Source organism: Alloprevotella sp., from assembly GCF_057240785.1.
Genome location: NZ_DBHHRH010000016.1, coordinates 33,028 through 57,600, shown reverse-complemented (window position 1 = coordinate 57,600; position 24,573 = coordinate 33,028). Strand labels below are relative to the sequence as shown.

At 39.0% G+C, this 24,573-nt stretch carries 20 protein-coding genes; 9 read left to right on the top strand and 11 right to left on the bottom strand.

What is annotated here, in order from left to right:
* Positions 1-76: 76 nt before the first annotated feature.
* The 8 genes from abc-f to ACO4R2_RS04430 all read left to right on the top strand — a co-directional run bounded on the left by abc-f (position 77) and on the right by ACO4R2_RS04430 (position 7,816).
* Complete coding sequence (gene abc-f / locus ACO4R2_RS04465) at positions 77-1,870, top strand: ribosomal protection-like ABC-F family protein (RefSeq protein WP_484769344.1); 1,794 nt, start codon at positions 77-79, stop codon at positions 1,868-1,870.
* Positions 1,867-3,138: a replication-associated recombination protein A gene (locus ACO4R2_RS04460; RefSeq protein ID WP_484769343.1), complete on the top strand. Its 1,272-nt coding sequence runs from the start codon at positions 1,867-1,869 to the stop codon at positions 3,136-3,138. Before abc-f ends, ACO4R2_RS04460 begins: the two co-directional genes overlap by 4 nt.
* 934 nt (positions 3,139-4,072) lie before the next feature.
* Positions 4,073-4,978 carry a helix-turn-helix transcriptional regulator gene (locus ACO4R2_RS04455; protein WP_484769342.1) on the top strand — a complete coding sequence of 302 codons (906 nt, stop codon included), beginning with the start codon at positions 4,073-4,075 and terminating at the stop codon, positions 4,976-4,978.
* A gap of 146 nt (positions 4,979-5,124) precedes the next feature.
* A complete protein-coding gene (locus ACO4R2_RS04450; protein ID WP_484769341.1) occupies positions 5,125-5,511 on the top strand; it encodes a hypothetical protein in 387 nt (128 codons plus the stop codon).
* A 143-nt stretch (positions 5,512-5,654) separates the two neighbouring features.
* Complete coding sequence (locus tag ACO4R2_RS04445; protein WP_484769340.1) at positions 5,655-6,050, top strand: hypothetical protein; 396 nt, start codon at positions 5,655-5,657, stop codon at positions 6,048-6,050.
* A gap of 36 nt (positions 6,051-6,086) precedes the next feature.
* Positions 6,087-6,392, top strand: coding sequence for a hypothetical protein (locus ACO4R2_RS04440; protein WP_484769339.1), 306 nt, complete (start codon positions 6,087-6,089; stop codon positions 6,390-6,392).
* 322 nt (positions 6,393-6,714) lie between these two features.
* Positions 6,715-7,389, top strand: a complete 675-nt coding sequence (locus ACO4R2_RS04435; RefSeq protein WP_484769338.1) for a hypothetical protein — start codon at positions 6,715-6,717, stop codon at positions 7,387-7,389.
* Positions 7,379-7,816: a DUF6557 family protein gene (locus ACO4R2_RS04430; protein WP_484769337.1), complete on the top strand. Its 438-nt coding sequence runs from the start codon at positions 7,379-7,381 to the stop codon at positions 7,814-7,816. The genes ACO4R2_RS04435 and ACO4R2_RS04430 overlap by 11 nt, the downstream gene beginning before the upstream one ends.
* Before the next feature lie 326 nt (positions 7,817-8,142).
* On the opposite strand, the gene ACO4R2_RS04425 is transcribed toward ACO4R2_RS04430, so the two are convergent.
* The 5 genes from ACO4R2_RS04425 to ACO4R2_RS04405 form a co-directional block, all read right to left on the bottom strand.
* Complete coding sequence (locus ACO4R2_RS04425) at positions 8,143-9,765, bottom strand: MFS transporter (RefSeq protein ID WP_311489988.1); 1,623 nt, start codon at positions 9,763-9,765, stop codon at positions 8,143-8,145.
* A 46-nt stretch (positions 9,766-9,811) separates the two neighbouring features.
* Positions 9,812-11,956, bottom strand: a complete 2,145-nt coding sequence (gene dpp5, locus ACO4R2_RS04420) for a dipeptidyl-peptidase Dpp5 (protein ID WP_311489987.1) — start codon at positions 11,954-11,956, stop codon at positions 9,812-9,814.
* Between the two features lie 74 nt (positions 11,957-12,030).
* On the bottom strand, positions 12,031-13,908 hold the full coding sequence (gene yidC, locus ACO4R2_RS04415; protein WP_484769336.1) for a membrane protein insertase YidC: 1,878 nt from the start codon (positions 13,906-13,908) through the stop codon (positions 12,031-12,033).
* Positions 13,909-15,519 carry a CTP synthase gene (gene pyrG, locus ACO4R2_RS04410; protein WP_315090892.1) on the bottom strand — a complete coding sequence of 537 codons (1,611 nt, stop codon included), beginning with the start codon at positions 15,517-15,519 and terminating at the stop codon, positions 13,909-13,911.
* Between the two features lie 176 nt (positions 15,520-15,695).
* On the bottom strand, positions 15,696-16,004 hold the full coding sequence (locus ACO4R2_RS04405) for a Dabb family protein (protein ID WP_311489984.1): 309 nt from the start codon (positions 16,002-16,004) through the stop codon (positions 15,696-15,698).
* A 41-nt stretch (positions 16,005-16,045) separates the two neighbouring features.
* Here ACO4R2_RS04405 and ACO4R2_RS04400 point away from each other — a divergent pair, with 41 nt between their 5' ends.
* Complete coding sequence (locus ACO4R2_RS04400; protein ID WP_347719550.1) at positions 16,046-17,263, top strand: MltF family protein; 1,218 nt, start codon at positions 16,046-16,048, stop codon at positions 17,261-17,263.
* Positions 17,264-17,448: 185 nt separating this feature from the next.
* On the opposite strand, the gene mltG is transcribed toward ACO4R2_RS04400, so the two are convergent.
* The 6 genes from mltG to ACO4R2_RS04370 all read right to left on the bottom strand — a co-directional run bounded on the left by mltG (position 17,449) and on the right by ACO4R2_RS04370 (position 24,546).
* Positions 17,449-18,456 (bottom strand): endolytic transglycosylase MltG, encoded by a 1,008-nt coding sequence (mltG, locus tag ACO4R2_RS04395; protein WP_484769335.1) that lies wholly within the window; start codon positions 18,454-18,456, stop codon positions 17,449-17,451.
* A gap of 78 nt (positions 18,457-18,534) precedes the next feature.
* Complete coding sequence (gene glyA / locus ACO4R2_RS04390; protein ID WP_347719551.1) at positions 18,535-19,815, bottom strand: serine hydroxymethyltransferase; 1,281 nt, start codon at positions 19,813-19,815, stop codon at positions 18,535-18,537.
* A gap of 57 nt (positions 19,816-19,872) precedes the next feature.
* Entirely contained in the window at positions 19,873-20,328 is a 456-nt protein-coding gene (pyrI, locus tag ACO4R2_RS04385; protein WP_311489980.1) for an aspartate carbamoyltransferase regulatory subunit, read from the bottom strand.
* A gap of 2 nt (positions 20,329-20,330) precedes the next feature.
* The gene (gene pyrB / locus ACO4R2_RS04380; protein ID WP_311489979.1) at positions 20,331-21,284 is read right to left on the bottom strand and encodes an aspartate carbamoyltransferase; all 954 of its coding nucleotides are present in this window, start codon (positions 21,282-21,284) and stop codon (positions 20,331-20,333) included.
* Positions 21,285-21,417: 133 nt separating this feature from the next.
* Positions 21,418-22,326, bottom strand: a complete 909-nt coding sequence (locus ACO4R2_RS04375; protein ID WP_311489978.1) for a zinc ribbon domain-containing protein — start codon at positions 22,324-22,326, stop codon at positions 21,418-21,420.
* 399 nt (positions 22,327-22,725) lie between these two features.
* Positions 22,726-24,546 carry a peptidase U32 family protein gene (locus tag ACO4R2_RS04370; protein ID WP_484769358.1) on the bottom strand — a complete coding sequence of 607 codons (1,821 nt, stop codon included), beginning with the start codon at positions 24,544-24,546 and terminating at the stop codon, positions 22,726-22,728.
* Positions 24,547-24,573 lie beyond the last annotated feature (27 nt).

Genomic DNA, 24,573 nt, shown 5'->3' with positions numbered 1-24,573 from the left:
ACGGGAAAAGGAAATACGATTGTCGTCAGATTTTAAGTATCCTTTTCCTGTGTTTCTTTTTCAAATAGATACGTAAATGATAACATATCTTGATGTCCAAAATTTGCAGAAGTCTGTTGGCGATCGCATACTCTTCCATGATGTTTGTTTCTCTATAGGTGAGGGACAGCATGTTGGACTTATAGCCAAGAATGGAACAGGAAAGTCAACACTCCTCAATATATTAAGCGGAAAAGAAGACTATGATGATGGCACACTTGTTTATCGTAACGATATAAAAGTGGGCTATCTTGAACAAACGCCTCATTTTGACCCAAATCTGTCTGTTTTGCAATCATGCCTTTCTCAAGCTCCTCTGACATTGGAGAATCCAGAACTGCGTGCAAAGCAACTTCTCACTCAATTAAAACTTGAAGAAATCGACAAGCCCATAGGATTACTTAGCGGTGGACAGATAAAGCGTGTTGCACTGGCAGCTGTTCTTCTAGAAGATCCTGATTTGCTTATTTTAGATGAACCAACTAACCATTTGGATCTAGATATGATTGAGTGGTTAGAGAATTATCTGCGACGTAATACCAAAGCACTACTCATGGTAACTCACGACCGATATTTCCTGGATCGTATTTGCTCTATCATTTTAGAACTGGATGATGAAACTATGTACACTTATCATGGTAATTATCAGTATTATCTTGAGAAAAGAGATGCTCGAGTATTGAATACGAATGCAAATATTGCTAAAGCACAGAATCTCTACCGAAAAGAATTAGATTGGATGCGGCGAATGCCTCAAGCGCGAGGAGGAAAGGCTAGATATCGTAAAGAAGCATTTTATGAATTAGAACAACAAGCAAAACGCCGACAAGAAGAAAAGGCCACACGCTTAGAAGTAAAGAGCGGATATATAGGTTCTAAAATTTTTGAAGCAGAATATGTTTCAAAAACTTTTGAAGGAACACCAGAGAAACCTACTCCTAAAGTTATTCTAAACAATTTCTACTATAATTTCTCTAGGTATGAGAAAATGGGTATTATAGGAAATAATGGGACAGGTAAATCAACCTTCATCAAAATGCTCTTAGGTAAAGTTAAACCCGATAGTGGACGCTTTAGCATTGGAGAGACAGTTCGTTTTGGCTATTTTAGCCAAGAAGGGATGGAGTTTGACTCCAAGATGAAGGTCATTGATTCCGTTCGTCAATATGCGGAATATATTGATTTAGGCGGGGGTCGTAAACTTTCAGCCTTGCAGTTCCTTACGCACTTCTTATTTCCTCCACAACGTCAGCAAGATTATGTCTACAAATTAAGTGGTGGCGAACGCAGGAGACTCTATCTCTGCACTGTTCTCATGCAGAATCCAAACTTTCTTATTTTGGATGAACCGACTAATGATCTCGACATTGCCACATTGCAAATTTTAGAAGAATATCTTGAAAATTTTAAAGGATGCGTTATTGTTGTAAGCCACGACCGATATTTTATGGACAAGGTAGTGGACCATTTGCTTGTTTTCAAAGGAGAAGGTATCATTGACGACTTTCCTGGTAATTATTCTCAATATCGACAATGGGCCGCATTGCCAGAGAATGCCCCAGAGCAAGTAGCTGAACAGATCACAACAAATAAGAAATATGTAAGTGTTCATCGTCGCAGACTCACATTCAAGGAAAAAAAAGAATTAGAAAAACTTGAGCATGACTTGAAATGTCTTGAACAAGAGAAAAATAATATAGAGGCCGCACTTTGTAGTGGCACATTGAGTGTTGAAGAACTCACAGAGAAGTCCAAACGCCTCCCACAGCTTGAGACGGAATTGGAAGAAAAAGAAATGAGATGGCTGGAATTATCTGAAATAGAGCAATGAAACCATTAGCAGAACGTCTGCGTCCAACAACGTTGGACGATTATATCGGACAGAAACATCTTGTAGGACAGGGAGCCATACTTCGTCAAATGATTGAAGCTGGGCATATTGCTTCTTTTATCCTTTGGGGACCTCCAGGAGTTGGAAAAACCACCTTAGCAAAGATTATTGCCAATAAGATAGACGTAGCTTTCTATACTCTTTCAGCTGTTAGTTCTGGCGTTAAGGATGTGAGAGAGGTTATTGAAAGTGCCAAAAAAAATCGCTTTTTTGGTGGACAAAGTCCTATACTATTTATCGACGAAATCCATAGATTTTCTAAATCACAACAAGATAGCTTGTTGGCAGCTGTGGAACAAGGAGACATCACACTGATTGGAGCTACAACAGAAAACCCGTCGTTTGAAGTGATTCGCCCTTTGCTCTCTCGCTGCCAAGTATATGTTCTTCACACTCTCTCACAAGAAGAACTCCTACAGCTGATCCATCAAGCGTTACAAACAGATAGCTATCTGCAAGATTTAGACGTTCATTTGCAGGAGACAGAGGCTCTGCTAAGGTATAGTGGGGGAGATGCACGAAAACTTCTCAATATCCTAGATCTTGTAACAAGTTCTGCACAACCCCATGGAAAAGTTGTCATCAATAATAAAGTTATTGAAGAACGCCTGCAACAAAACCCACTGGCTTATGACAAAGCTGGCGAGATGCACTATGACATAATATCTGCCTTTATAAAAAGCATCAGAGGAAGTGATCCTGATGCAGCTACCTATTGGCTGGCACGCATGATAGCTGGTGGTGAAGATCCCAAATTTATTGCTCGACGCCTTGTCATTAGTGCAGCTGAGGATATTGGCTTGGCCAATCCCAATGCTTTGTTAATTGCTAATGCAGCTTTTGATGCTGTGGCAAAAATAGGGTGGCCTGAAGGACGTATCCCCTTGGCTGAAGCGACCATCTATTTGGCCAATTCACCAAAATCGAACTCTGCTTATTTGGCTATAGATGCTGCCATTGCAAAAGTTCACGAAACAGGAAATTGTTCAGTACCTCTCCCTATTCGTAATGCCCCTACACAGCTCATGGCTGAATTGGGCTATCATGACGGCTATATATATCCGCACGATTATCCACATCATTTCGCAGAGCAACAGTATCTGCCAGATACGATTAAATCTGAACAATTTTGGCATCCTGCTGATAACTCTCAAGAAGAAAAACAGAGGGAACATTTGAACAATTTGTGGAAAAATCGAAAGTGGTAAAAAGTTATTAGATAAATATAGTTCACGCGTATGGATTAATATTTGCAGAAACCTCTACTTTTGTCTATAATTTTCTCTTTTTAAGAGCCATGAGAATCGCGTAAAAATAAAATTATTATCTGCGCGTGGAAATAACGCAAAATAAAAGCACCTCTTCAAAAGGTGCTTTTTAATTTCTCAAGGAGAAATTTTATTTTCTATACTACAAATTTTATTTTCCTCCTGAGAAAATAAAAATACAATAAAGAAATTATCAGATACCATAAGGATCTAGCTCGACATCTTTATTATATTTCTAAACAGAATAAGCGGAAAAAAGCTCACTTCCCATTTTTTTAATCATAATTTTTATAGAAAATCTCAACATTTTCCTTTCGTTTCCACAGAATAGAGGAAGAAGTTCAGTAAGGAGTCTACCTTCTTTTTTTCAAAAGTTTTTTCTGCTCCTTAAATTAAACACATTTTTGTCAAATAAAGCGATACTATTCTAAAGTTCCAAAGTTCTTATATTTGTAGTGAAAAATTAAGACAAAGAGAATGGGTAATGTCTGAAAAGTGTGTAAGATTCTCCAATCAGGAGTAGCAGACAGCAATGGTAATGACATTGGCTAGAAAAGGCTTTGCTTGTGCATCACTCTCTTGAAATATGTTCTTGGTGATGAGAAGAACAAATAGAGCTTATGAATCTAAGAAATATAGAAAAACTTGTTGATTAAGCCTGCTCTTCAAAAAAATAACGAGGAACTGCATAGTCGTGAAAAAGATTCTTTCTGCCAAAAGTATTTCTATAGAGAGCGTATATATAGTCATAAAATGGAGAGATTATATCATCTGATTCGCTTCGAGTACACACGTTATTACTGAGAAAATAAAAAACTTACGCATCGAAGATACATAGTTTTGTATATTTGCAAAATATAAAAGGAGGCAATATATGGCTATCAACCAGGTTAGGAAATATATTTGGCTACTGGATGCTCTTCGCAGGAATAAAAAGCTAACATTTAAAGAACTGAATGAATTATGGCTCAATGATGAAATCAGCGAAGGAATAGAGCTTTCCATACGTACATTTCATAAGTGGCGTATTGCCATTGAAGATTTATTCGCAATTAACATAGAGAATGAAGGACGAGGAGAATACAGATACTACATCAGTACTTCATATGGAATCGACAATAATCCTTTTTACAGCTGGTTGATAGAGACCTTCTCTCTTGGGAATCTGATGATGAATAGTATATCTCTTCATGAACGAATACTATTAGAATATGCTCCATCAAAAGATTTCTTACCAACGATAATTTCAGCAATGAAAGAAGGTAAAACATTGCGATTAAAGTATAAGGCGTTTTGGCAGGATACGAGGAAAGTCATTTTATTGGAACCATATTGCATCAAGCAGTTTAAGCAACGGTGGTATTTGTTAGGAAGAAATGTGCAAGCAGACAGACTTTTGATTTATGCACTTGACCGGATATTGGAGATAGAAAAAGAGGAAAGTATGAAGTTCAAAATACCCTCTTATTTCTCAGCAAAAGAACATTTTGCTACTGCTTATGGGATTATTACAGGAGATGAAACTCCAGAGGAAACTGTTGTATTGAGAGTGACCGATTGGCATGCACATTACCTCCGTTCCTTGCCCTTGCATCACACCCAAACAGAAAAAGATTCATCAAATGGATATTGCACGTTTGAATATCACATCTGTCCGACTCTAGATTTTCAGCAGGAAATTCTCTCGATGGGTGCATTTGTGGAAGTACTTTCTCCCCAATGGTTGAGAGAACAAATAGGCAATACGGTAAAACTCATGTACGAAAAGTATAATCAATAAACATATAGAATATGGACACAATTCAAGAGCAAATTGTCAGATGGGCTAATAAGTATATACCCAAGTTTAATGAGTTATCGGAATAGCATAAAACTCCGTATTATACACAATCGCCATTAGACATAATTAGTCAGCCGGTAGACCTGATGATTATTGGAATCAATCCGAAAGGAAATGCTGGGATAGGTGGACGAAAAATGAGCATTGAACAATATCTTAAAGGTAATCCCTCTTGGGAGGAAAGATTTAATGCAGAAGAGAAAATCTGTTGGAGGTTCAATCAGGGTGTACGTTTCTTTTTGGGTTATGATAACTTTTATCATCCCGAGAGTATCGATAATAACGAGAACATTGTATGGACCAATCTATCTCCCTTTGAATCAAAACAAGGCAATAACGATCTCAAAAGAGAATTGATGCAAGAAGGCTTAAAAAGTACATTAGAGTTAATTAAAATTTTGCAGCCAAGGCGCATTATCCTATTAGATATCAATGCTTTCCGACAAATAGAAAAGACTATGATTGGTCAATAACCATAATTTTATAGAAACATTTCCTGATGATATGGTATTGAACTTTAATATCATAGAATCGGTTTTGAAACAAGTTATATTGTTGGAAATTACACCTAATTTTTAATTATATGGAAACCAAATAGACAGAAGTACAAAGACGAGTGTTTGAAGTAGGGGTAAAACCTCAAATCTGCTACCAACGGTGGGTAGACGAAGTTTGTGCTTTCTTAAAAACAACTGCTCCCTATCTCGGAGAAGGAGGACGCCATTGCAGCGTCTTCCAGTCTAAGCCTGTATTAGATAAGCAACCAGATATCTTGTTTTTAGGTTATAATGCCAATGAAGACTATGGCTATGCGGGCATAGAACGAAAACGATTTTGGGAGGGAAATCTGTCTGTTTATGAGGAAGGAGCAAGATATAAAGATCCCAGGAAGGTGTGGTATCGCCCTTATAATGCCATGAAGTTTGCCAATTATACCAAACCGATGGAAGACGGCAATTTTGTTTTCATGAATGCGGTCTATTTCGGCAGTAGCAAAATTCGGCAATTATAACGTATTCCTGATATCCAGCCCGCTATTGACAAGTGTTTGGAATTTACAAGAGATGTAGTCACTGATATATTCCGTCCAAAAGTAATTGTTTGCATTTCTATTCCTGACTGTTTTGATAGACTGAATATAAAATTTAAGTTTGACGCTATTGTTTCTTTCTCACCCTCACACACCATCAATGGCAAAACCTACCAATGTAAACAAGTTATCAGAATGGGATTGTGGGAAGGGATCCCTATTATCGGTATTCAGCATCCATCTGGCTTGCATAATCATGATGATTGGGGAGTAATTGCCCATGTCCTCAAGACTATCTTTATTTCCTCCAATACAAAAGACTAAAAAGAAAATTCATTCATGTCTTAGCTACCTATGCACCGATTAGGCATAGGTGGCTTTTATTTTTGCACCATAGAATAAATGAAGTATCACTTAAAATAGAATCTTATGACACTCTGGAAAATTGAAGCTAAAAACAATTGGAATTGGGGTAAGGGGAAAGAACTTATCAAAAGGATGTTCGTAGAATTTCCAACTCCTACGACCACACCACCTTGGGACAGGTGAAATATCAAGAGACAATAGCTCAATTTTTTAATACAAAGTATGGGATGAGTTTTGATAAGTCAAAAATAAATACAGGATATTTTATCTGTACGAAAATATGAAGATTAAAGAAATTTTACTTTCTGACGACATACAGCGCATAGAAAGAGAGATTATTAATGCTCATAAAGGAATAGGGATTCGCTATCGCAACAAAGATTATTCCAATTTTGCCTGTCTTTTGGAGATACGAAAAGACTTGATTAATAAGAAGGTTCTGAAGTTTCAAGAAGACCTTATTCCTGAAATTGTCGAGTTCAACGAAACCCTACACAACACCTTGCAGAAAATGTACGATAAGGCATATCATATATGGATCGACTTTCAAAAACTTCGGGATTGGGAAGACGATATAGAACTTACAGCCGAATGCTATTTAGGCCCGGTGCATCCCGCGAGACATCCATTACAGGGGGAAGACAGGCAAGATCTATGGAATGCTCTTTGTGACGATGAATTGAATACTCTTTATGCAGGTGGAGTTTCTTTGCAGACGCTTACTTTTCCACGTGACAACAAAGAAAGTTTTGAATCATTCATAGGAATGGATTGTCCTCCTCCCAATTGGAACGAAGGGTTGGATTCCAAACTCACAGAGGGTTTACACTTAATCTGTCAATTCAATCACATTTTTGACTACACCTATTGGGCGATTACAGACTTTATCTATGTGAGAGATTTTGAAATAAGAATCAAGGTCGATGTAAATAATTATATTCTCAATGACGCTTAAAGAACTACTTTGTACTATTCCTTTTGAAAAGATAGAACCACATATAGCGCTGTTTTATCCCGATATGGCTACTCCTCGAATACTCGAGTTGTTTCGTTCTCATTATAAGTTGCTATGTCGGCTCATTCCACGGGTAGCTGAGTCGGAAGAACCTTGTATCATTACAATGACGAAATGGGAAGAGAATGAAACTCCTTTTTTAGATGCTTATAATATTGAAGGCTGCGACTGGGAAGAGGCTTTATCTAAAGAAGTAGTAGTAGAACCTGAAGTGACGGCCTCATTATCCGAAATAGCCGCTTGTTGTCTTTGGCACACCTCGTTCTATGGCTTTACTTCCAAACAAAGAGAAGAAGTATTTCAAGAATTCGAACAAGAAACGGAGTATTACTTATCTCGAATGAGACGTTTGTTCAAGAACTCATAGAGGATGTAAAAAAGAATTTTCCTATTACATGGGAAAGATTCAGCAATGAGTGGGACAACTTTTCGGAAGAGATGAAATGATGATATATGGCAAAGAATACCAACTGTATACTTTGTCTAGTAATGTCTGAAAAAGTGTGTAAGGCTGCTTTATTCTTTCTCTCTGAGACATGTTCCAGAGGAAGATTAAGAGGAAATAAAGCTTACACACTTTTTAGATGCTACCTTTTGCTATTTTTCGTGTAGATGAAATAACAAAGAAGTTTTAATAAATAGGTTGGGAAATCTGTATGATTTCCCAACCTATTTATTTTAGAGTATTCTCGATTATTCCTTGATATTGGGTTCTTCCAAACCGAGGTTTTTCTTCTTGTCTACAACTTTTAAGATCAGGCCAATGACAAGAGCCACTGCTCCAAGACCAGCAAGCATAATCAGCGGAGCTGTATAGTTGAGTTGAGTGGGATCTGTTACACCAACATTGGTTTTGTCGAGAACTTTACCAATGAGCAAGGGGAATAGCCAAAGACCAATATTCTGAATCCAGAAGATAAGAGCATAAGCAGATCCAATGATTTTTGCATCTACCAATTTTGGAACACTGGGCCAAAGTGATGCCGGGACTAAAGAGAAGGAAGCCCCGAGAACTAGGATTGTTATATATGCCACGATAACTCCACCAACTTGGCTATCCTTGAACTCGGGGAGAACAAAGGCAAAAGTGAGATGGCAGAAAATCAAGAGTAGTGAACCTAAAACGAGCATAGATGCAGCTTTTCCTTTGTGATCGACATAGCTACCGAGAATCGGAGTGATACCAACGGCCAAAAGTGGGAATACTGCAAAGATTGATTCTGCTGACTGACGCATGTAGCCCATATAACAATAGATAACTAGGCTAAGAATAGAGATAGTTAGCATGGTATACTTAAGTGCTTTTTTCTTCATGAAATTGAACATAAAAGCAGAAGCTGCTACTAAGAGCATGATAACATACTGGACTATTGTTACACTTGAGGATGCCCAAAAAGAATCTTTGGGTAATTCAGTGAATGTTAGGTTACACTGAAGCATATTTACAGCATACTTCTGGAAAGGAAAGATAGCAGAGTAATACAGCACACAAAGTAAAGCTACAAGCCAAAAGCCCATACTTGTGAGAATTTTACCCAAATCGCTAATTTTAAAAGGCTCATCCTTTTCTTCTGCTTCACCAGTTTGAGAATCGAGTTTTTTGTCCATAAAGAAGTAGACAATGAACATGATCAAAGCAATACAGATAAGCACTACACCAAATGCTACTGAACGAGATACATTGACTTGACCACCCAATTTGGCAAAGAACGGAGAGAAAATCATGCAAGTGGCAACACCAAGGCGTGCAAGTGCCATTTCAGAACCCATTGCCAATGCCATTTCGCGTCCCTTAAACCATTTTACAATACCACGAGAAACTGTGATACCTGCCATTTCCACACCGCAGCCAAAAATCATGAAGCCGCAAGCTGCAACCTTGGCAGAGGCAGGCATGCCTTCATAGAAAGGAGAAACGCCCAATTGTTCAAAGACGGGAATATGGTTGAGGTTGTTCGTGAACCAAACATCAAGTGCACTTCCTGCAAAGCTGTCGCTGATGGCGTAATACTTAATAAGTGCACCTGCTAGCATAACCGCTCCTGAGAGTACTGCAGTGAAGCGTACCCCCATTTTGTCGAGAATGATACCAGCAAAGATGAGAAAGAATATAAATACGTTCAAAAAGGTTTCTGAACCTTGCATCGTTCCAAAAGCTGTGGAATCCCATCCTCTTTGCTCCTGCATCAATTCTTTGATAGGGGAGAGAATATCTACAAAGATGTAGGCACAGAACATGGCTAAGGCCAAGAGGAGAAGAGCGGTCCAGCGCATTCCAGCTGAATCTCTCAGAGTAGTTTTAATTTTTTCTGTCATAATTTATTTTTATAATTATTTCTTATATAATATGCATAGATGGTTCTTATTTTTTCAACCAGCGATTAAGCCAACGGAAGAAGGTGCGTTGCCAAAGAATTCCGTTTTGGGGTTGGAGCACCCAATGGTTTTCATCCGGGAAAAGTAACATTTGTGCAGGAATTCCGCGCAGTCGAGCTGCTGCAAAAGCACTTTCTGCTTGTGTGTATTCAATACGGAAGTCGCGCTGTCCGTGAATACACAGTATAGGAGCCGTCCATTTATCAACATAGAGATGAGGACTTTCAGCATAAGCCTTGCGGATTTCTCCATTTGGTCGTTCCCAGGGAGCACCTCCAAGGTCCCAATTAGGAAACCACATTTCTTCAGTTTCCACGTATTGCTGTTGAGTATTGTAAATGCCGTCATGTGCTATTAAAGCTTTGAAGCGACCTTCGTGATGACCTGCCAACCAGTAAACACTGAAGCCTCCAAAACTGGCACCTACAGCACCAAGGCGTTCTTTATCGACATAGGATTCTTTTGCAACATCATCGATAGCACTTAAGTAGTCCTGCATACAAAGACCTGTGTAGTCACCACTAATCTCTTCGAGCCATTCCATACCAAATCCTGGAAGTCCTCGACGATTAGGAGCAACAACGATATATCCATTGGCTGCCATCATCTGGAAGTTCCAACGATAGCTCCAGAATTGAGATACAGGACTCTGTGGTCCACCTTCACAATAGAGTAGGGCGGGGTATTTCTTATTCGCATCAAAGTGAGGCGGATAAATAACCCAAACGAGTTCTTTCTTACCATCAATTGTCTTTACCCATCTCTCTTTTACTTCTCCCATAGTGAGTTGATCGAAAATGGGCTTGTTTTCGTTTGTTAGTTGCTGTATGGAAACAGACTTACCTTGGGGAATAATCTCAAAGAGTTCGTCTGGATGAGACATACTATGGCGTTTTGTCAAGACTCCTTTGCCCGTTGCATTGAGAGATACTAAAACGTAGTCGGCCGTTTCATTTGTCAGCTGTTTTACATGTCCTTGGAGGGTGGTAGAATAGATGTTTGTCTTACCATGCCAGCAGCCTGTAAAATAGAAACTCTTACTGTCGGGCTGCCATAGGAACTCGTTGACGCTACTTTCAAAGGATTCTGTAACGTAGGTCTTTTTCCCCGTAGCAAGTTCGTAAACACAGAGGCGGCTACGATCGCTTTCATATCCGTCACGCATCATACTGCTCCAAGCAACATATTTCCCATCTGGCGAGAATTGGGGATTTTGATCATACCCCATATTGTAATCATCTGTAGAATGCGGCGAGTTGATAGATTGTCCTTCTAAGCTTTCTGTCACTTTTACCTCTGGCGCTACAAATCCATCTGGTTTACAAAGATTACGTGTGGTCTTGTTGGACAAATTATAAAGATAAATATCACTATCCGTAGAAATAGCATATTTTATTCCTGCTTTTTTGCGGCAGGTATATGCTATTTGGGTTCCGTCTGGGCTCCAAGCCAGCTGTTCTACTCCTCCAAAAGGTTCCATGGGACACTCGTAAGGTTCGCCTTTCATAATATCTTCAGCACCAGTAATGGAGTTACCATTGAAAGTGGCTACAAAAGGATGAGGGGCCGTTGTTACATAGTGATCCCAATGTTTATACATTAGATCATTAATAACCATGCCGCTAGCTTTATCTAAGTCAGCGTCATTTTGCTGAATACTTGTATTCTGTGAAACAGTTTTGATAAGAATAACTCTCTTGCTGTCAGGTGAAAAGAGAAAGTCGATAACTCCATCTTTCTCATGAGATATTTGCACACGATTACTCCCATCTGCATTCATCATCCACACTTGTCCTCCAAAGAGATAAGCAATATGTTTCCCATTATTTATATAGGTAGCACCGCCTTCGCTTTTTTCGCTTGTTGTGAGTTGCTGTATGGCCTTACTTTTCATGTCCAAAAGATACAGGACGCTATGACTCTTGTTTTGCTCCTTACTATAGTAGCTAACAGAATAGACAGCTGTTTTTCCATTGGGTGCGAGATTAACACTTCCAAGGCGTCCCATCTGCCATAAAACTTCGGGGGTCATAATGTCTGAAGAGAGTTTTGGAGTTACTTTCCCAATAAAACCATCAGCACTAACTGTTGTGGCAGCAAGAGCTGTTGCAATTAAAATAGACTTTATCATCTGTGCTTAGTATTAAAAAGGCTGATACGTCTCTTTAATTATTCTAAAAGAGAACGTATCAGCTGGTTGTGAATTTATTTGTTAGGACGATTACGTAAAGCTTCTTGCTTCTTGCGTAATTCTTCTTGTTGCTCTTGAAGAGCTTGTAGACGTGCAGCAAAACCACCCATTTTCTTATTGGGATTGTTCTTGTTATTCTTGAAGTTTTCTTCAAGTTTAGCTAAAAGTTGTGCATCGTCTGTTGTGCGACGAAGATACCACATTGTTAAAGCACTCGTTAGCAGCGATATGAAATAGTAGTAGTTCAAACCGCTAGAGTACTTGTTAAACATGAAAAAGAAGAAGACTGGCATAAGGAACATCATCCATTGCATAAGTTTCATTTGTTGTGCTTGCTCACCACTCATGCTCTCTTGTTGCTGACGCATCATAAGCCAAGAGTACAAAAGGTTTGACCCACAGAAAAGAATACAGAAGAGACTAAGGTGGTCACCTAAAAGCCAAATATTGCTGCCCCAATTAATAAGGTCATCATAGGTAGAGAGGTCATCTGCCCAAAGGAAAGATTGCTGGCGTAACTCGAAAGCATTGGGAATGAAGTTGAACATTGCAATCCACACAGGCATCTGAATAAGCATAGGTAAACAGCCTCCCATGGGACTTACCCCATATTGACTGTAGAGCGTCATCATTTCTTGCTGACGTTTCATAGCATCTTCCTTATTGGGATACTTCTTTTGTAGCTCGTCTACTTTTGGCTTGAGAACGCGCATCTTGGCACTACTCATATAGCTCTTTCTTGTAGTAGGGTAGACAAGAATACGGAGAAGGAGTGTAATAATGAGTAAGACAATGCCCATATTCATGCCAAAACCTGTAAAGAAGTCGAAAACGTAGATAGTGAAGAATCTGTTAATCCAACGGATTATAGGCCAACCAAGATATACTAAATCTTGTAGTCCTAATTCTTGTTGACTAATACGGTATTGTTCCATACTTTGGAGGTAACGATATTTATTCGGACCAAAGTAGAACTGTATCTGTGTGAGTTCCTTTCCTGACGGATCAAAAGGCATAGCAAGCTGTGCACTATAGTCTTTCACAAAGCCACTATTTTCACCGCAGGTGTCACTCTTTAAAGCAACATTACTGAATGCGTTTTTTCCTGCAATGATAACAGCGCTGAAGTATTGGTTCTTAAATGCTACCCATGACACTGCTCCTTCGGGCTTTTCTTCTGTAGATTTGTATTCATTGAGCTTTTCTGTATTACCATCTTTCGTCTTATAGGTCAAGGTGGAGTACATATTCTCAAAGTAGAGCCCTTTTTCTTGCTGGCGCACTTTGTCGTTCCATGCAATTTGAAGAGGTTTGTTTGTAAACAAATGTCCCTTTGAACGGAATGCAACATTGACCATGTAGGTATTGGGGAGTAGTGTGTAATCAATATAGAGGGTGTCTCCTGTTGTAGCTCCAAGTGCAAGTGTTGCAGACGAATCTGTTTTTGCTATAGTTTGGAATGTGTAGCTCTGGAGGTTGTAAAGACCTTTTGTCGTTTCCAATTGAAACTCCATTTGCGCCGTTTTTGCATCAAATAGTGTAAGGTTCTTATTGCTCTGTTCATGGAAGTCTTTATATGATTTAAAATTGAGCAGGTGAACTTCACTCACGACACCACCTTTCGGGGAAAGAGTAACAGCAACATTCTCATTGTGAAGAACAAAGGGGGGTGCTGCTTGACTATCTGCCAAAGCCGTGTGAAAAACATCGCTACTGTCAACCTTTTGAGGTTGGATAGCTTGTTGGGGCTTTGTATCTGTTGAAGGAGTTCTTTGTTTAGCTTGTATCTGCTCTGTGCCTTGTGATTGAGCTTCTTGCGGTTTTGCAAAGTAACTATATCCTATCAGTACTAATGCTATAAGGAATAATCCTGTAAGAGTATTTTTATCCATTTATTTTTGATTCTTGCTTGCTGCTATTGCTGCTTTTACAAAGTTGAGGAAAAGAGGGTGCGGGTGTAGTACAGTGCTAGTATATTCAGGATGGAATTGGACACCGATATACCATCGCTTTTCTGGAATTTCTACAATTTCTACTAAGTCGCTTTCAGGATTAATTCCCGTACATTTCATTCCTGCATTTTCGAATTCTTCGCGATATAAATTATTGAACTCATAGCGATGGCGGTGGCGTTCGCGAATTTCTTCCTTCTGGTAGATTTCTCTAGCTCGGCTTCCTTCACGCAACATACATTCGTAGCCGCCTAGGCGCATGGTGCCGCCCATGTTCGTGATGTTTTTTTGTTCTTCCATGAGGTCGATAACGCCATGTTTGGTTTGCTGATCCATCTCAACAGAGTTTGCATCCTCATAGCCGAGAACATTTCTTGCAAATTCGATACACATCATTTGCATACCGAGGCAGATACCAAAGGTTGGGATATCGTGTTCTCGACTATAGCGTGTTGCAACAAGTTTTCCTTCAATACCGCGTTGGCCAAAACCTGGGCAGATTACCAATCCATGCATTCCTTTCAGCATGTCAGCAACAGTGGCATCTGTAATTTTTTCGGAGTTGATAAAAGTAGTTCTAACCTTATAGTCGTTATAAGTACCTGCTTGTGAGAGGCTTTCAAGAATACTTTTATATGCATCTTGCAAATCGTATTTACCTACTAGACCGATATTAACTACTTCGGTTGCTCTATGACGACGTTCCAAAAAAGAGCGCCAAGGGCCAAGTTCGGGAGTTTCACCTACGGGCATTCCCATCTTCTTCATTATCGTAGCATCAAGATGTTGTTCTTGCATGCGCAATGGAACTTCATAAATGGTAGGTTGATCAAGGCTTTGTACAACGGCATCAGGACTTACGTTGCAGAAGTTAGCAACTTTTTTCTTGAGACTGTCGCTTAGTGTATGCTCTGTGCGTAGGACCAAGATGTCTGGCTGAATACCAAGGCTTTGCAGTTCTTTTACGCTATGTTGCGTAGGTTTCGTCTTTAACTCCTTGGCAGCAGCCAAGTAGGGGACAAATGTTAAATGTATACATAAAGCATTTTGTCCTAATTCCCATTTGAGTTCTCGGATAGCTTCTAAGAACGGAAGACTCTCAATATCACCTACTGTTCCGCCTACTTCAGTAATGACAAAATCGAAGTGGTATTTTTTACCATTCAAGAGCATTGCACGCTTAATCTCATCAGTGATATGGGGAACCACCTGCACTGTTTTTCCCAAATAATCTCCGCGTCTCTCTTTTTCAATAACACTTTGGTATATTCTACCTGTTGTAACGTTATTAGCCGCACTTGTTCGAATTCCTGTGAAGCGTTCGTAGTGACCGAGGTCTAAATCGGTCTCGCGGCCGTCATCTGTCACATAGCACTCGCCATGCTCGTATGGATTTAAAGTTCCAGGATCAACATTGATATAGGGATCGAACTTCTGGATAGTAATGTTAAAGCCACGTGCTTGAAGCAGTTTGCCAATAGAGGCCGCAATGATGCCTTTACCTAAAGAACTGGCAACGCCACCCGTCACGAAGATGTACTTTGTTTCCATGCTGTGTGAAATAGAATTATTTAATTTTATGCGAAAATACAATAATGACAAGGAACTTCAAAACAAAACTAGGAGGAAAGCCTATAAAGGCTTCCTCAATGATGTTCTTTGTAAAAGAAAAGGTAAGGAGGGGTCTCTAAAGGCATCATTAGTTCGTCAAAGATTCACTACTTACCCTAATCTATCGATGTCTTATAATCAACACAAGAGCGTGAGGCCAGCAAAGGCTTTAGTTTTGCTGCTATCTCTCGATGTGTAGGATGTTGTCCATAAGTCTTAATGTCTTCAAGGCTTTCAAACAAACTATTCAGGCAGATATCCCACACCTCGCTCTCATTCTTATTTTCTCCTACCTCAATTTCTTTAATTGTAGGAATAATTGCTGGCAAAGCTTCAATTCCTTCTTTGAAAGAAAGGAAGGCTTTCTCACGATTCAGGGAATCTATATCATCGCGGAACTTGAACAAAACAATGTGTCTATACATGGACAATAAAAAATTACTAATTTTGTTGCAAAATTAAGGAAATGTGGAGAAACCTAATAGTATTTTTGTTTATTTTCTGCTGTTTTTCTTCTTGTAAAAAGACGGCAAAGGATGAAAAGTCTACACTCTTCTCTAAAACGAATAAGATGAACGTTGATGGCTATGACTGGGATCACATACAAGAGTCTGGGGAACTTATTGTTGGTACAATCTCTGGACCGGATACCTATTTCGATTATAATGGAGCTCCTATGGGGCTGCAATTCGCTCTAGCACAAAATTTTGCTCAAGAGAACGGATTGCATATAAGGATCGAATTGGCAAAAAATACACAAGAACTTTGTCAGCTACTATTGAGAAGGGATATAGATATCGCTGTATACCCTTTGAAAATGAAAGAGATTATCCAAAGCAAACTTACCGCTGCTGGAGTTCTAAATGTGAAGGCTGGTACCAGCTGGGCTGTTGCCTCTCAGAATGAAGATTTGGCCGAAGCCTTGAAGCATTGGTATCAGAAGGGGCTTGAGGAAAAAGTACAGAAAGATGAGCGACAACGAATAGAGCAGCGATTCATTGTGCATCGGCATGTAAGATCGCCATATCTTTCTCGAGAAAAAGGAATTATTTCTGTTTACGATGATTATTTCCGCGATGCAGCACGAACAACAGGATGGGACTGGCGTCTTATTGCAGCTCAGTGTTATCAAGAAAGTGGCTTTGATCCAAATGCACAAAGCGGTGCAGGTGCACAAGGACTTATGCAGCTGATGCCTGCAACAGCAGCTAGCGTTGGACTAACAGATGTTTATGCACCCAAAGAGAATATTCAGGCTGCTGCACGCTATATTAAAGTCTTGCAGCGTTCTTTCGCGAGCATAAGAGATAGGTATGAGCGAATCCACTTTATTCTTGCCGCCTATAATGCTGGTTCTGGCCATATTAAGGATGCGCAAGCGTTGGCTAGAAAGTATGGAAAAAACCCAGATTCGTGGAATGATGTTTCATTTTTTGTACAAGCATTATCGACATCTAAATATTATACAGATGAAGTAGTAAAATACGGTTATATGATTGGTTCACAAACTAGTAGGTATGTGGAAGATATTATTGAAAGATGGCGAGGATATGGTGGACGTGCAGACTTTGCCTCTCCAATAATGGCTCCTTCTGAATATCATAATATACCTAGGAAACCAAACCGTTTTACGAAAGGTACTGTTATTGTCCGCCCAGATAACGGTATTTCAGAGATTCATTAACATCTAAAATATAAGGGTATTTACATCTAAAAGTATGCATAAATATCCTTATTGCAATTGTAATTACAATAAGGATATCAATCGATAGAATAAGACTGTCAGCTGACAGCCTTATTGGGCTACTTAGCTATATGATAAAAAGCTAGATAGATAAGAATAATAATGATAATGATTTAGAACTTCTTTCACTTAATGTTACGTTTATCTAGAGCGTCTGTATAGCGCTTAGCATTAGCTTGATGTTCAGTATAAGTTTTTGCGAAATTATGAGTTCCGCTAAAATCTTCCTTGGCACACATATAAATGTAGTCGTGATGCGTATAATTCAACACTGCTTTTATACTGGCTTGTGAGGGGATACAGATGGGCCCTGGGGGAAGACCTACATATTTGTAGGTATTGTACGGACTATCTGTTTGTAAGATACTTCCACTGATTCGTTTGAGCGAGAACTGTTTTGTTGCAAATTTAACTGTGGGATCTGCTTGAAGTTTCATTCCTTGACGAAATCTATTGATGTACATTCCTGCAATCATAGGTTTCTCATCGTTATTAGTTGTTTCTTGTTCAACGATTGATGCAATAGTAATGACTTGCTGAGGAGTCAGACCAGCTTCACTTGCTTGCTGCTTGCGTGAAGATGTCCAAAATTTTTCACTCTCCTTTTGCATTCTGCTCAATAACTCTTTCGGAGTCGTGTTCCAATAAATTTCGTAGGTATTTGGTATGAACAAACAAATGATTGTGTTTGGTGTCTCCCCAAATTCTCTACATATTTTTTCACTATCAAAGGTTTCTTTGAATTCTTTGGCAGAGGGTTCAAAGTTTTTACCTAAGAATTCAGATAAATCATCTGTAGTGCGGAGGATGGGAATAGTGAGCGTTACAGGTCCTTGCTTTCCATTTCGCATATTACGAAGTAAATTAAGCGGTGAAATATAGCTCAGTTTATAGCGACCATGATGTATATGTTTCGGGTAGTTAAAGAGAAAGGCAAGGAGGCGGAATGCAGAATAATGCCCTAGAGAAGCTTCTTTATCCAATTTCGTATAGATAGAATCAATAGTGTCGTCATGATCAATATATAGATAGGTGTCTTTCTTCAAAGTATAATTGGCGAAAAACATCCAAAACACTACGAGAAAAAGTCCAAATAAAGAACTTAAAAGAATGTACAGTTTCTTGTGATTCATTACAAAAAATACTGATTAGTTGAAGTGACGAGTTCGTGGATACCGCGAACTCGTCACTTTCTTATGAGATTATACTATTTACCAAGCAAAGATGGGGTAGTGAGCCATTGTAGCATTGACTCTTGCTCGTACTTTTGCAATTACCTCTTGATCTTCGGGTGCGTTAAGTACAGTTTCAATCATTTCGGCAATTTCTGCCATAAAGTCCTCTTTTGCTCCACGCGTCGTTATAGCTGGAGTTCCTAAGCGAATACCAGACGTTTGGAAAGCAGAACGAGTATCAAATGGAACCATATTCTTATTGACCGTAATATCAGAAGCAACAAGCGCATTCTCTGCAATTTTACCAGTTAAATCTGGATATTTGCTACGAAGGTCAACAAGCATAGAATGGTTATCAGTACCACCACTAACTATCTCAAAGCCTCTCTTTGATAATTCTTTTGCCAAAGCTGCTGCATTGAGTTTTACTTGAGTTTGGTATGTCTTGAATTCAGGCTGGAGAGCCTCTCCGAAAGCCACAGCCTTAGCTGCAATAACATGTTCTAGCGGACCACCCTGTTGACCTGGAAATACGGCAGAATTGAGCAGACTTGACATCATACGAAGTTCGCCTTTCTTTGTCTTGAGTCCCCAAGGATTTTCAAAATCTTTACCCATAAGTATAATTCCTCCACGAGGCCCACGCAACGTCTTATGAGTGGTAGATGTTACGATATGAGCATATTTTACAGGATTGTCGAGGATTCCTGCTGCGATAAGGCCTGCAGGATGTGCCATATCTATCATGAGGAGAGCACCTACCTCGTCTGCAATTTTACGCATACGAGCATACTCCCATTCACGGCTATAAGCAGAGCCACCGCCGATGATAAGTTTCGGTTTGTGCTGGTGTGCCAGTTGTTCCATTTCGTCGTAGTCAACGCGTCCTGTTTCTTTGCAGAGATTATAACCTACTGGGTGATAAAGGATTCCAGAAGTATTGACCATAGAACCATGGGAGAGATGACCACCGTGGTCAAGATTCAATCCTAGGAAAGTATCTCCTGGTTTGAGAACTGTGAGCAAAACAGCAGCGTTAGCTTGTGCTCCTGAATGAGGTTGAACATTTGCATATTCAGCTCCAAAAAGTTTTTTTAGACGTTCAATGGCTATCGTTTCCGTCTTATCAACGATTTGGCACCCTCCATAGTAACGGTGGCCAGGATAACCTTCAGCGTACTTGTTTGTAAGACAAGAGCCCATAGCTCTCATTACTTCGTCACTGACAAAATTTTCAGAAGCAATTAACTCGATGCCTCTCATTTGACGTAGGTGTTCTTCTTCAATTAAGTTGAAGATTTCGTTGTCTCTAAGCATGTTTTAGTTATTGAAAATTAGGTCTTATTTGATGGTCATTAATTATTTGTATTCTTCTTATGTAAACTTTACATCTTCGACATTGATTTCTTTTTCACAATAGTGGCATTGCAGAATACCTTTGTTCTCGTCAGAAATCGTAAATAATGTTGGCATCGGTTCATTATTCGTGATGCACTTGGGGTTTGGGCATTTTACTATCCTCTCTATAACCTCTGGTAATTCTATAGTCTTCTTCTCCACAACTTCGTAATTTTTAATGATACAAAGTGTAAAGTTCGGAGAAATAATACTGAGCTGATTTAGCTCAGCATCAGTAAAGAAATGGTTTCTTACTTTGATGAGACTTTTGTGCCCCATCTTTTTGCTATCAAGATTGAAACCCACAATAATACAAGATTCCGGACATCTCTCTAAATGGAGTATGCGAACAACTTCAAAAAGTTTATTGTTAGGAATATGGTCAATAACAGTCCCATTATCTAACGCTGCAACCTGTAGTTCCTTTTTCATAGTTAAATATCAAGAATCGTTTTATCAGACTTTATATCGTTTAATGTTATGCCAAGAACATGACAGAGGATTGCTTCACGCATATAAAGCCCATTCTTAGCCTGCTGGAAATAGTAAGCGTGTGGATTATCGTCAATATCTTGCGAAATTTCATTCACGCGAGGTAGTGGATGAAGAATCTTCATGTTCTCTTTTGCTTTACAAAGCATCCGGCGTTGTAGTATGTAAGTGTCTTTTACCCTTTCGTACTCCATAAGATCTGTAAAGCGTTCTTTTTGAACTCTAGTCATATAAAGGACGTCAGCCTTTGATATAACATCTTCATTAAATTCTTCTGTTTCTGTATATCTTATACCGTGCTTTTTGCAGTAGTATTTGTATTCTGCGGGCATCTCTAAACTTTTTGGAGCAATGAAATGAAAAGTAGGATTGAAATGACGCATAGCCATAATTAGAGAGTGAACTGTACGTCCATATTTTAAATCACCTACCAAAAATATGTTGAGATTTTCCAAAGAGCCTTGTGTTTGCTGAATGGAATAAAGGTCAAGCAATGTTTGGGATGGATGTTGGTGACTCCCATCTCCTGCATTTACTATGGGTACGGGTGAAACTTCGCTAGCTCTCAGTGCTGCACCTTCTAAATGGTGACGCATCACAATAGCATCGGAGTAGTTGGCCACCATCATTATTGTGTCCTTTAATGTTTCTCCTTTTGTGGAACTCGAAACTTTTGGATCAGAGAATCCTATAATCTTTGCGCCAAGTCGATTTGCTGCCGTCTCAAAAGAGAGCCTTGTGCGTGTGCTAGGTTCGAAAAATAAGGTGGCAATAATTCTTCCATCCAGAATTTTGCGATTAGGATGTCTCTCAAACTCCTTCCCCATCTCTAACAAGTAAGTCAAATCAGACTTAGAGAGATGAGCAATGGATACTAAACTGCTTTTCTGAGTCATGAACATATATATTCAAAATTCTGAGGTCAAAGTTATGTATTCTTTCAGATTGAAACAAGAAAATAAAATATATTCTGCTAATTCCTCATTAAATAATATATCATTACTCAATAATGTTATCGAGAGTGAGCAACTATTTGTTGATTGCGCCACAATATGGGCAGATTCCTAGCTGAGGTATTTCTGCTCCGCAATTGCCACAATGCAGTGTTATATAGTGTTGATTGCGATACCGCAAAATAGCATAAATCCAATAAGTCAAGAGGAGAGGAAAGCCTACATAAATTTGAACAGTAATGGTAAAGATTAGATAAAGAATCACACAGATGCAAGCAAGTCCTATAGAATGAATAACTACTTGTTGAAACGGTTCATGATGCCACAAATCTATAACTACCGTGCACCAGATAATAAAGATAAACCAAACGCTGATTATAAAAAGAACTAAGATGGGCGGGAGTTCTAGAGAGAATGGGTTGATAGTGGGGTGGAAGTAAAACTCTACCCATGTTGTTGGGACAAATTTTTGAATACTTCCGTATAATGTAGCTGCTCCAGAGATTGTAATGCACAGCAGCGTTGGATATATGCTTCTAAAAGCTCCATTCCAGCCTCCTGGAGCCAGCAATCCTGTTGAATGATAGAACAGGCGAGAGAAGCTTTGCTGACTTTTGTTTTTCCATATCATTTGGAGTACGAAAAGTAAGATGAATAATCCCAAGAGGCTCATAAATATAAGTGTTCGGCTGTTGCTGAAATTGTTGATAAACTTAGAAATTGGATCACTAGGAGTGGCTTTACTTAATAATGTTTTTTCGTGTACCCATCCTTGTGTAAACTGTTCACTTGCCACTTTAACCCACACAGAATCAATAGTATCTGTTGGAACATATTGGATGTCAGCAACAACAAGGTGTTCTTTGGCTTTTACTATGAGATGAGAAATTCCTTTTTCTCCGTCCGCTCCTGGAAGTGTCGGAGCTAATTGAAGAGAATCTGTCGTCTCAAAGTTATATCCTTCCCAATAGTGATGAGCTATCATAAAGTTTACAGAATCTACATATTGATCATCTGTGGAAACCCAATGATCCAATTTATTAGGATGAGAATAGTAACAGCTGGACAATAGTGAAGCTATCACGAGAAAGAAAAGAGAATGAATAATCTGTCGCATCCTATCTATCTAAATCTAGAAAATGAGTAATGTTATACTAGAAAGTAATATACATTTTAGGGCTATACATTGACTGCAGCAAAATAACAGGATTTTATATATCTCGTATTATATGCAAAAAACTTTATGAAAGTTATGTATCTATATTACAAAAGCCTGAGCAAGGATATATTCTAATCAATGAATCCTATTAATGAAGAGGTCAAAATAAAAATACACTAAGTGCTACGATTGACGTAGTAAGGATATTTATATAGCACTATTCTATTATGAATGAAGGACCTGCATCTCGCATTTCGCGCAGTCAAATTTTAAACGAAAACGTCTACCATCAGATGATTGCAAGTACAATGGTTCTTTCCACGGAAGAGGAGCGCTATGCTTTTGTGGGCAATGTCCAAGTGCATAGCGAATACAATGTCTACAGGTCATCAAAATGGGCGACTGTGGAGGTTTTATTTCAAATGCAGGAGCAATATGATTGACACCGTGCTCTGTATAGAAATCTTTAGCAAGATGGTTGGCCACATTGGCTGTATAATCCAATTTTTGTATATAATAGCTAGAATCTTTTGCTACTTGTCTTCGCTGCTGTCGTTGATACATTTTTTGATATTCTTCAATTAGCAGCTGTTCCATTTCTCGTCGCCAAGTTGAAAGAATAGAGGAAGGGATGAAATACTTTTCTGTATTCAAGCTGAATGTTTTAACGGCGAAGATGGTATTGCCCCATTTGGATAATTGCTTAATGATATTTTCGCGTTGCGGAGTATTCGCCATTATTTTTTCTATGATAAAATCTTTTGCTATTTTGTATCCTTTCTCATCTGTAATAGTTATGGAAAATCCTTCTGGAGTTTCATTAAGTATCATCTCTATTTGAATCTTGCGTTCCGCAGAAGTCTTCTGCAGTATTGTATCAAATTTTATATCGAGATTTCTGAAAATTTTAGTCCCTCGAGAGATGCGTATAGAGCGACCTGGAAAAATTGCACTATTCACAACTTTATTGACGCGGAAGCCTTCTAGTTTTCCAAAACTATTCAGGAAGCACAGTCCATCACCTGCCGCAATATTGCTATCTTCTTTTAGGTAGAAAGCATCTCTATTTGACCTCTCAATCGTACCCACAAATTCTCCTCGTGCTTTAGGGGTTGAAAAATTGTGCACTTTAGAGCGCCCATGAAGAAAGTATTCTGTGAATCCTCGATTGAAGCTTTTACTTAACTGGGGTGTAAAGGTGTAGGTAGAAATGCCATAAGAGGTACGACAATAATCGTTTTGGCGCTTATCAATTACCTTATCAATTGCTTGCCGATAGAATGCAGTCACATTCTTTACATAGTTAAGATCTTTAAGTCGTCCTTCAATTTTGAAAGAGGATATACCTGCATCCATCATTTCTTCGATAGAAGCACTTCTGTTCATATCTTGTAAGGACAAAAGATGCTTGTCCTTTTGGATGATATTCCCCATGGCATCAATAAGATTGAAGGATAATCTACAGAATTGTGCACAATGTCCTCTGTTTGCACTTCTCCCAAAACATGATTCTGATACATAGCAACGCCCAGAATAGCTTACGCATAATGCTCCATGGATAAAACCTTCAAGAGGAATATCTACCGCGTCATAAAACTTTTTGATTTCATCTATTGATGACTCACGAGCTAAAACAATCTGAGAAAATCCCATCTTTTCCATGAATTGTGCTTTCTCTACATTTGTCATATCCATTTGTGTTGAGGAATGAAGCGCAATAGGAGGTAGATTCATCTTTAGCAGTGAGAGATCTTGCACGATCAAAGCATCGGCCCCTGCTTCATAAAGTTGATAAATCATTCTTTCAGCTTCAGCTAATTCGTCATCGTATAATATAGTGTTAAACGTTATGTAAATAGCCGCTCCAAATAGATGTGCAAAATCACATAAACGCTTAATATCTTCGATGCTATTTCCTGCAGCAGCCCGAGCACCAAAAGCTGGTGGTCCTATATAAACTGCATCTGCTCCGTGCCGTATGGCTTCGATTCCGATTTCTGCATTTTTTGCAGGGGCTAGTAATTCTATTTTTCGCATCGCATATATTTCTTTTCTGCCACAAGAATTTGTGTC

Coding starts and splice junctions, on each gene's coding strand:
- abc-f (WP_484769344.1), top strand. CDS start 77: ATGATAACATATCTTGATGTCCAAAATTTGCAGAAGTCTGTTGGCGAT.
- ACO4R2_RS04460 (WP_484769343.1), top strand. CDS start 1,867: ATGAAACCATTAGCAGAACGTCTGCGTCCAACAACGTTGGACGATTAT.
- ACO4R2_RS04455 (WP_484769342.1), top strand. CDS start 4,073: ATGGCTATCAACCAGGTTAGGAAATATATTTGGCTACTGGATGCTCTT.
- ACO4R2_RS04450 (WP_484769341.1), top strand. CDS start 5,125: ATGATTATTGGAATCAATCCGAAAGGAAATGCTGGGATAGGTGGACGA.
- ACO4R2_RS04435 (WP_484769338.1), top strand. CDS start 6,715: ATGAAGATTAAAGAAATTTTACTTTCTGACGACATACAGCGCATAGAA.
- ACO4R2_RS04430 (WP_484769337.1), top strand. CDS start 7,379: ATGACGCTTAAAGAACTACTTTGTACTATTCCTTTTGAAAAGATAGAA.
- ACO4R2_RS04425 (WP_311489988.1), bottom strand. CDS start 9,765: ATGACAGAAAAAATTAAAACTACTCTGAGAGATTCAGCTGGAATGCGC.
- dpp5 (WP_311489987.1), bottom strand. CDS start 11,956: ATGATAAAGTCTATTTTAATTGCAACAGCTCTTGCTGCCACAACAGTT.
- yidC (WP_484769336.1), bottom strand. CDS start 13,908: ATGGATAAAAATACTCTTACAGGATTATTCCTTATAGCATTAGTACTG.
- pyrG (WP_315090892.1), bottom strand. CDS start 15,519: ATGGAAACAAAGTACATCTTCGTGACGGGTGGCGTTGCCAGTTCTTTA.
- ACO4R2_RS04405 (WP_311489984.1), bottom strand. CDS start 16,004: ATGTATAGACACATTGTTTTGTTCAAGTTCCGCGATGATATAGATTCC.
- ACO4R2_RS04400 (WP_347719550.1), top strand. CDS start 16,046: ATGTGGAGAAACCTAATAGTATTTTTGTTTATTTTCTGCTGTTTTTCT.
- mltG (WP_484769335.1), bottom strand. CDS start 18,456: ATGAATCACAAGAAACTGTACATTCTTTTAAGTTCTTTATTTGGACTT.
- glyA (WP_347719551.1), bottom strand. CDS start 19,815: ATGCTTAGAGACAACGAAATCTTCAACTTAATTGAAGAAGAACACCTA.
- pyrI (WP_311489980.1), bottom strand. CDS start 20,328: ATGAAAAAGGAACTACAGGTTGCAGCGTTAGATAATGGGACTGTTATT.
- pyrB (WP_311489979.1), bottom strand. CDS start 21,284: ATGACTCAGAAAAGCAGTTTAGTATCCATTGCTCATCTCTCTAAGTCT.
- ACO4R2_RS04375 (WP_311489978.1), bottom strand. CDS start 22,326: ATGATAGCTCATCACTATTGGGAAGGATATAACTTTGAGACGACAGAT.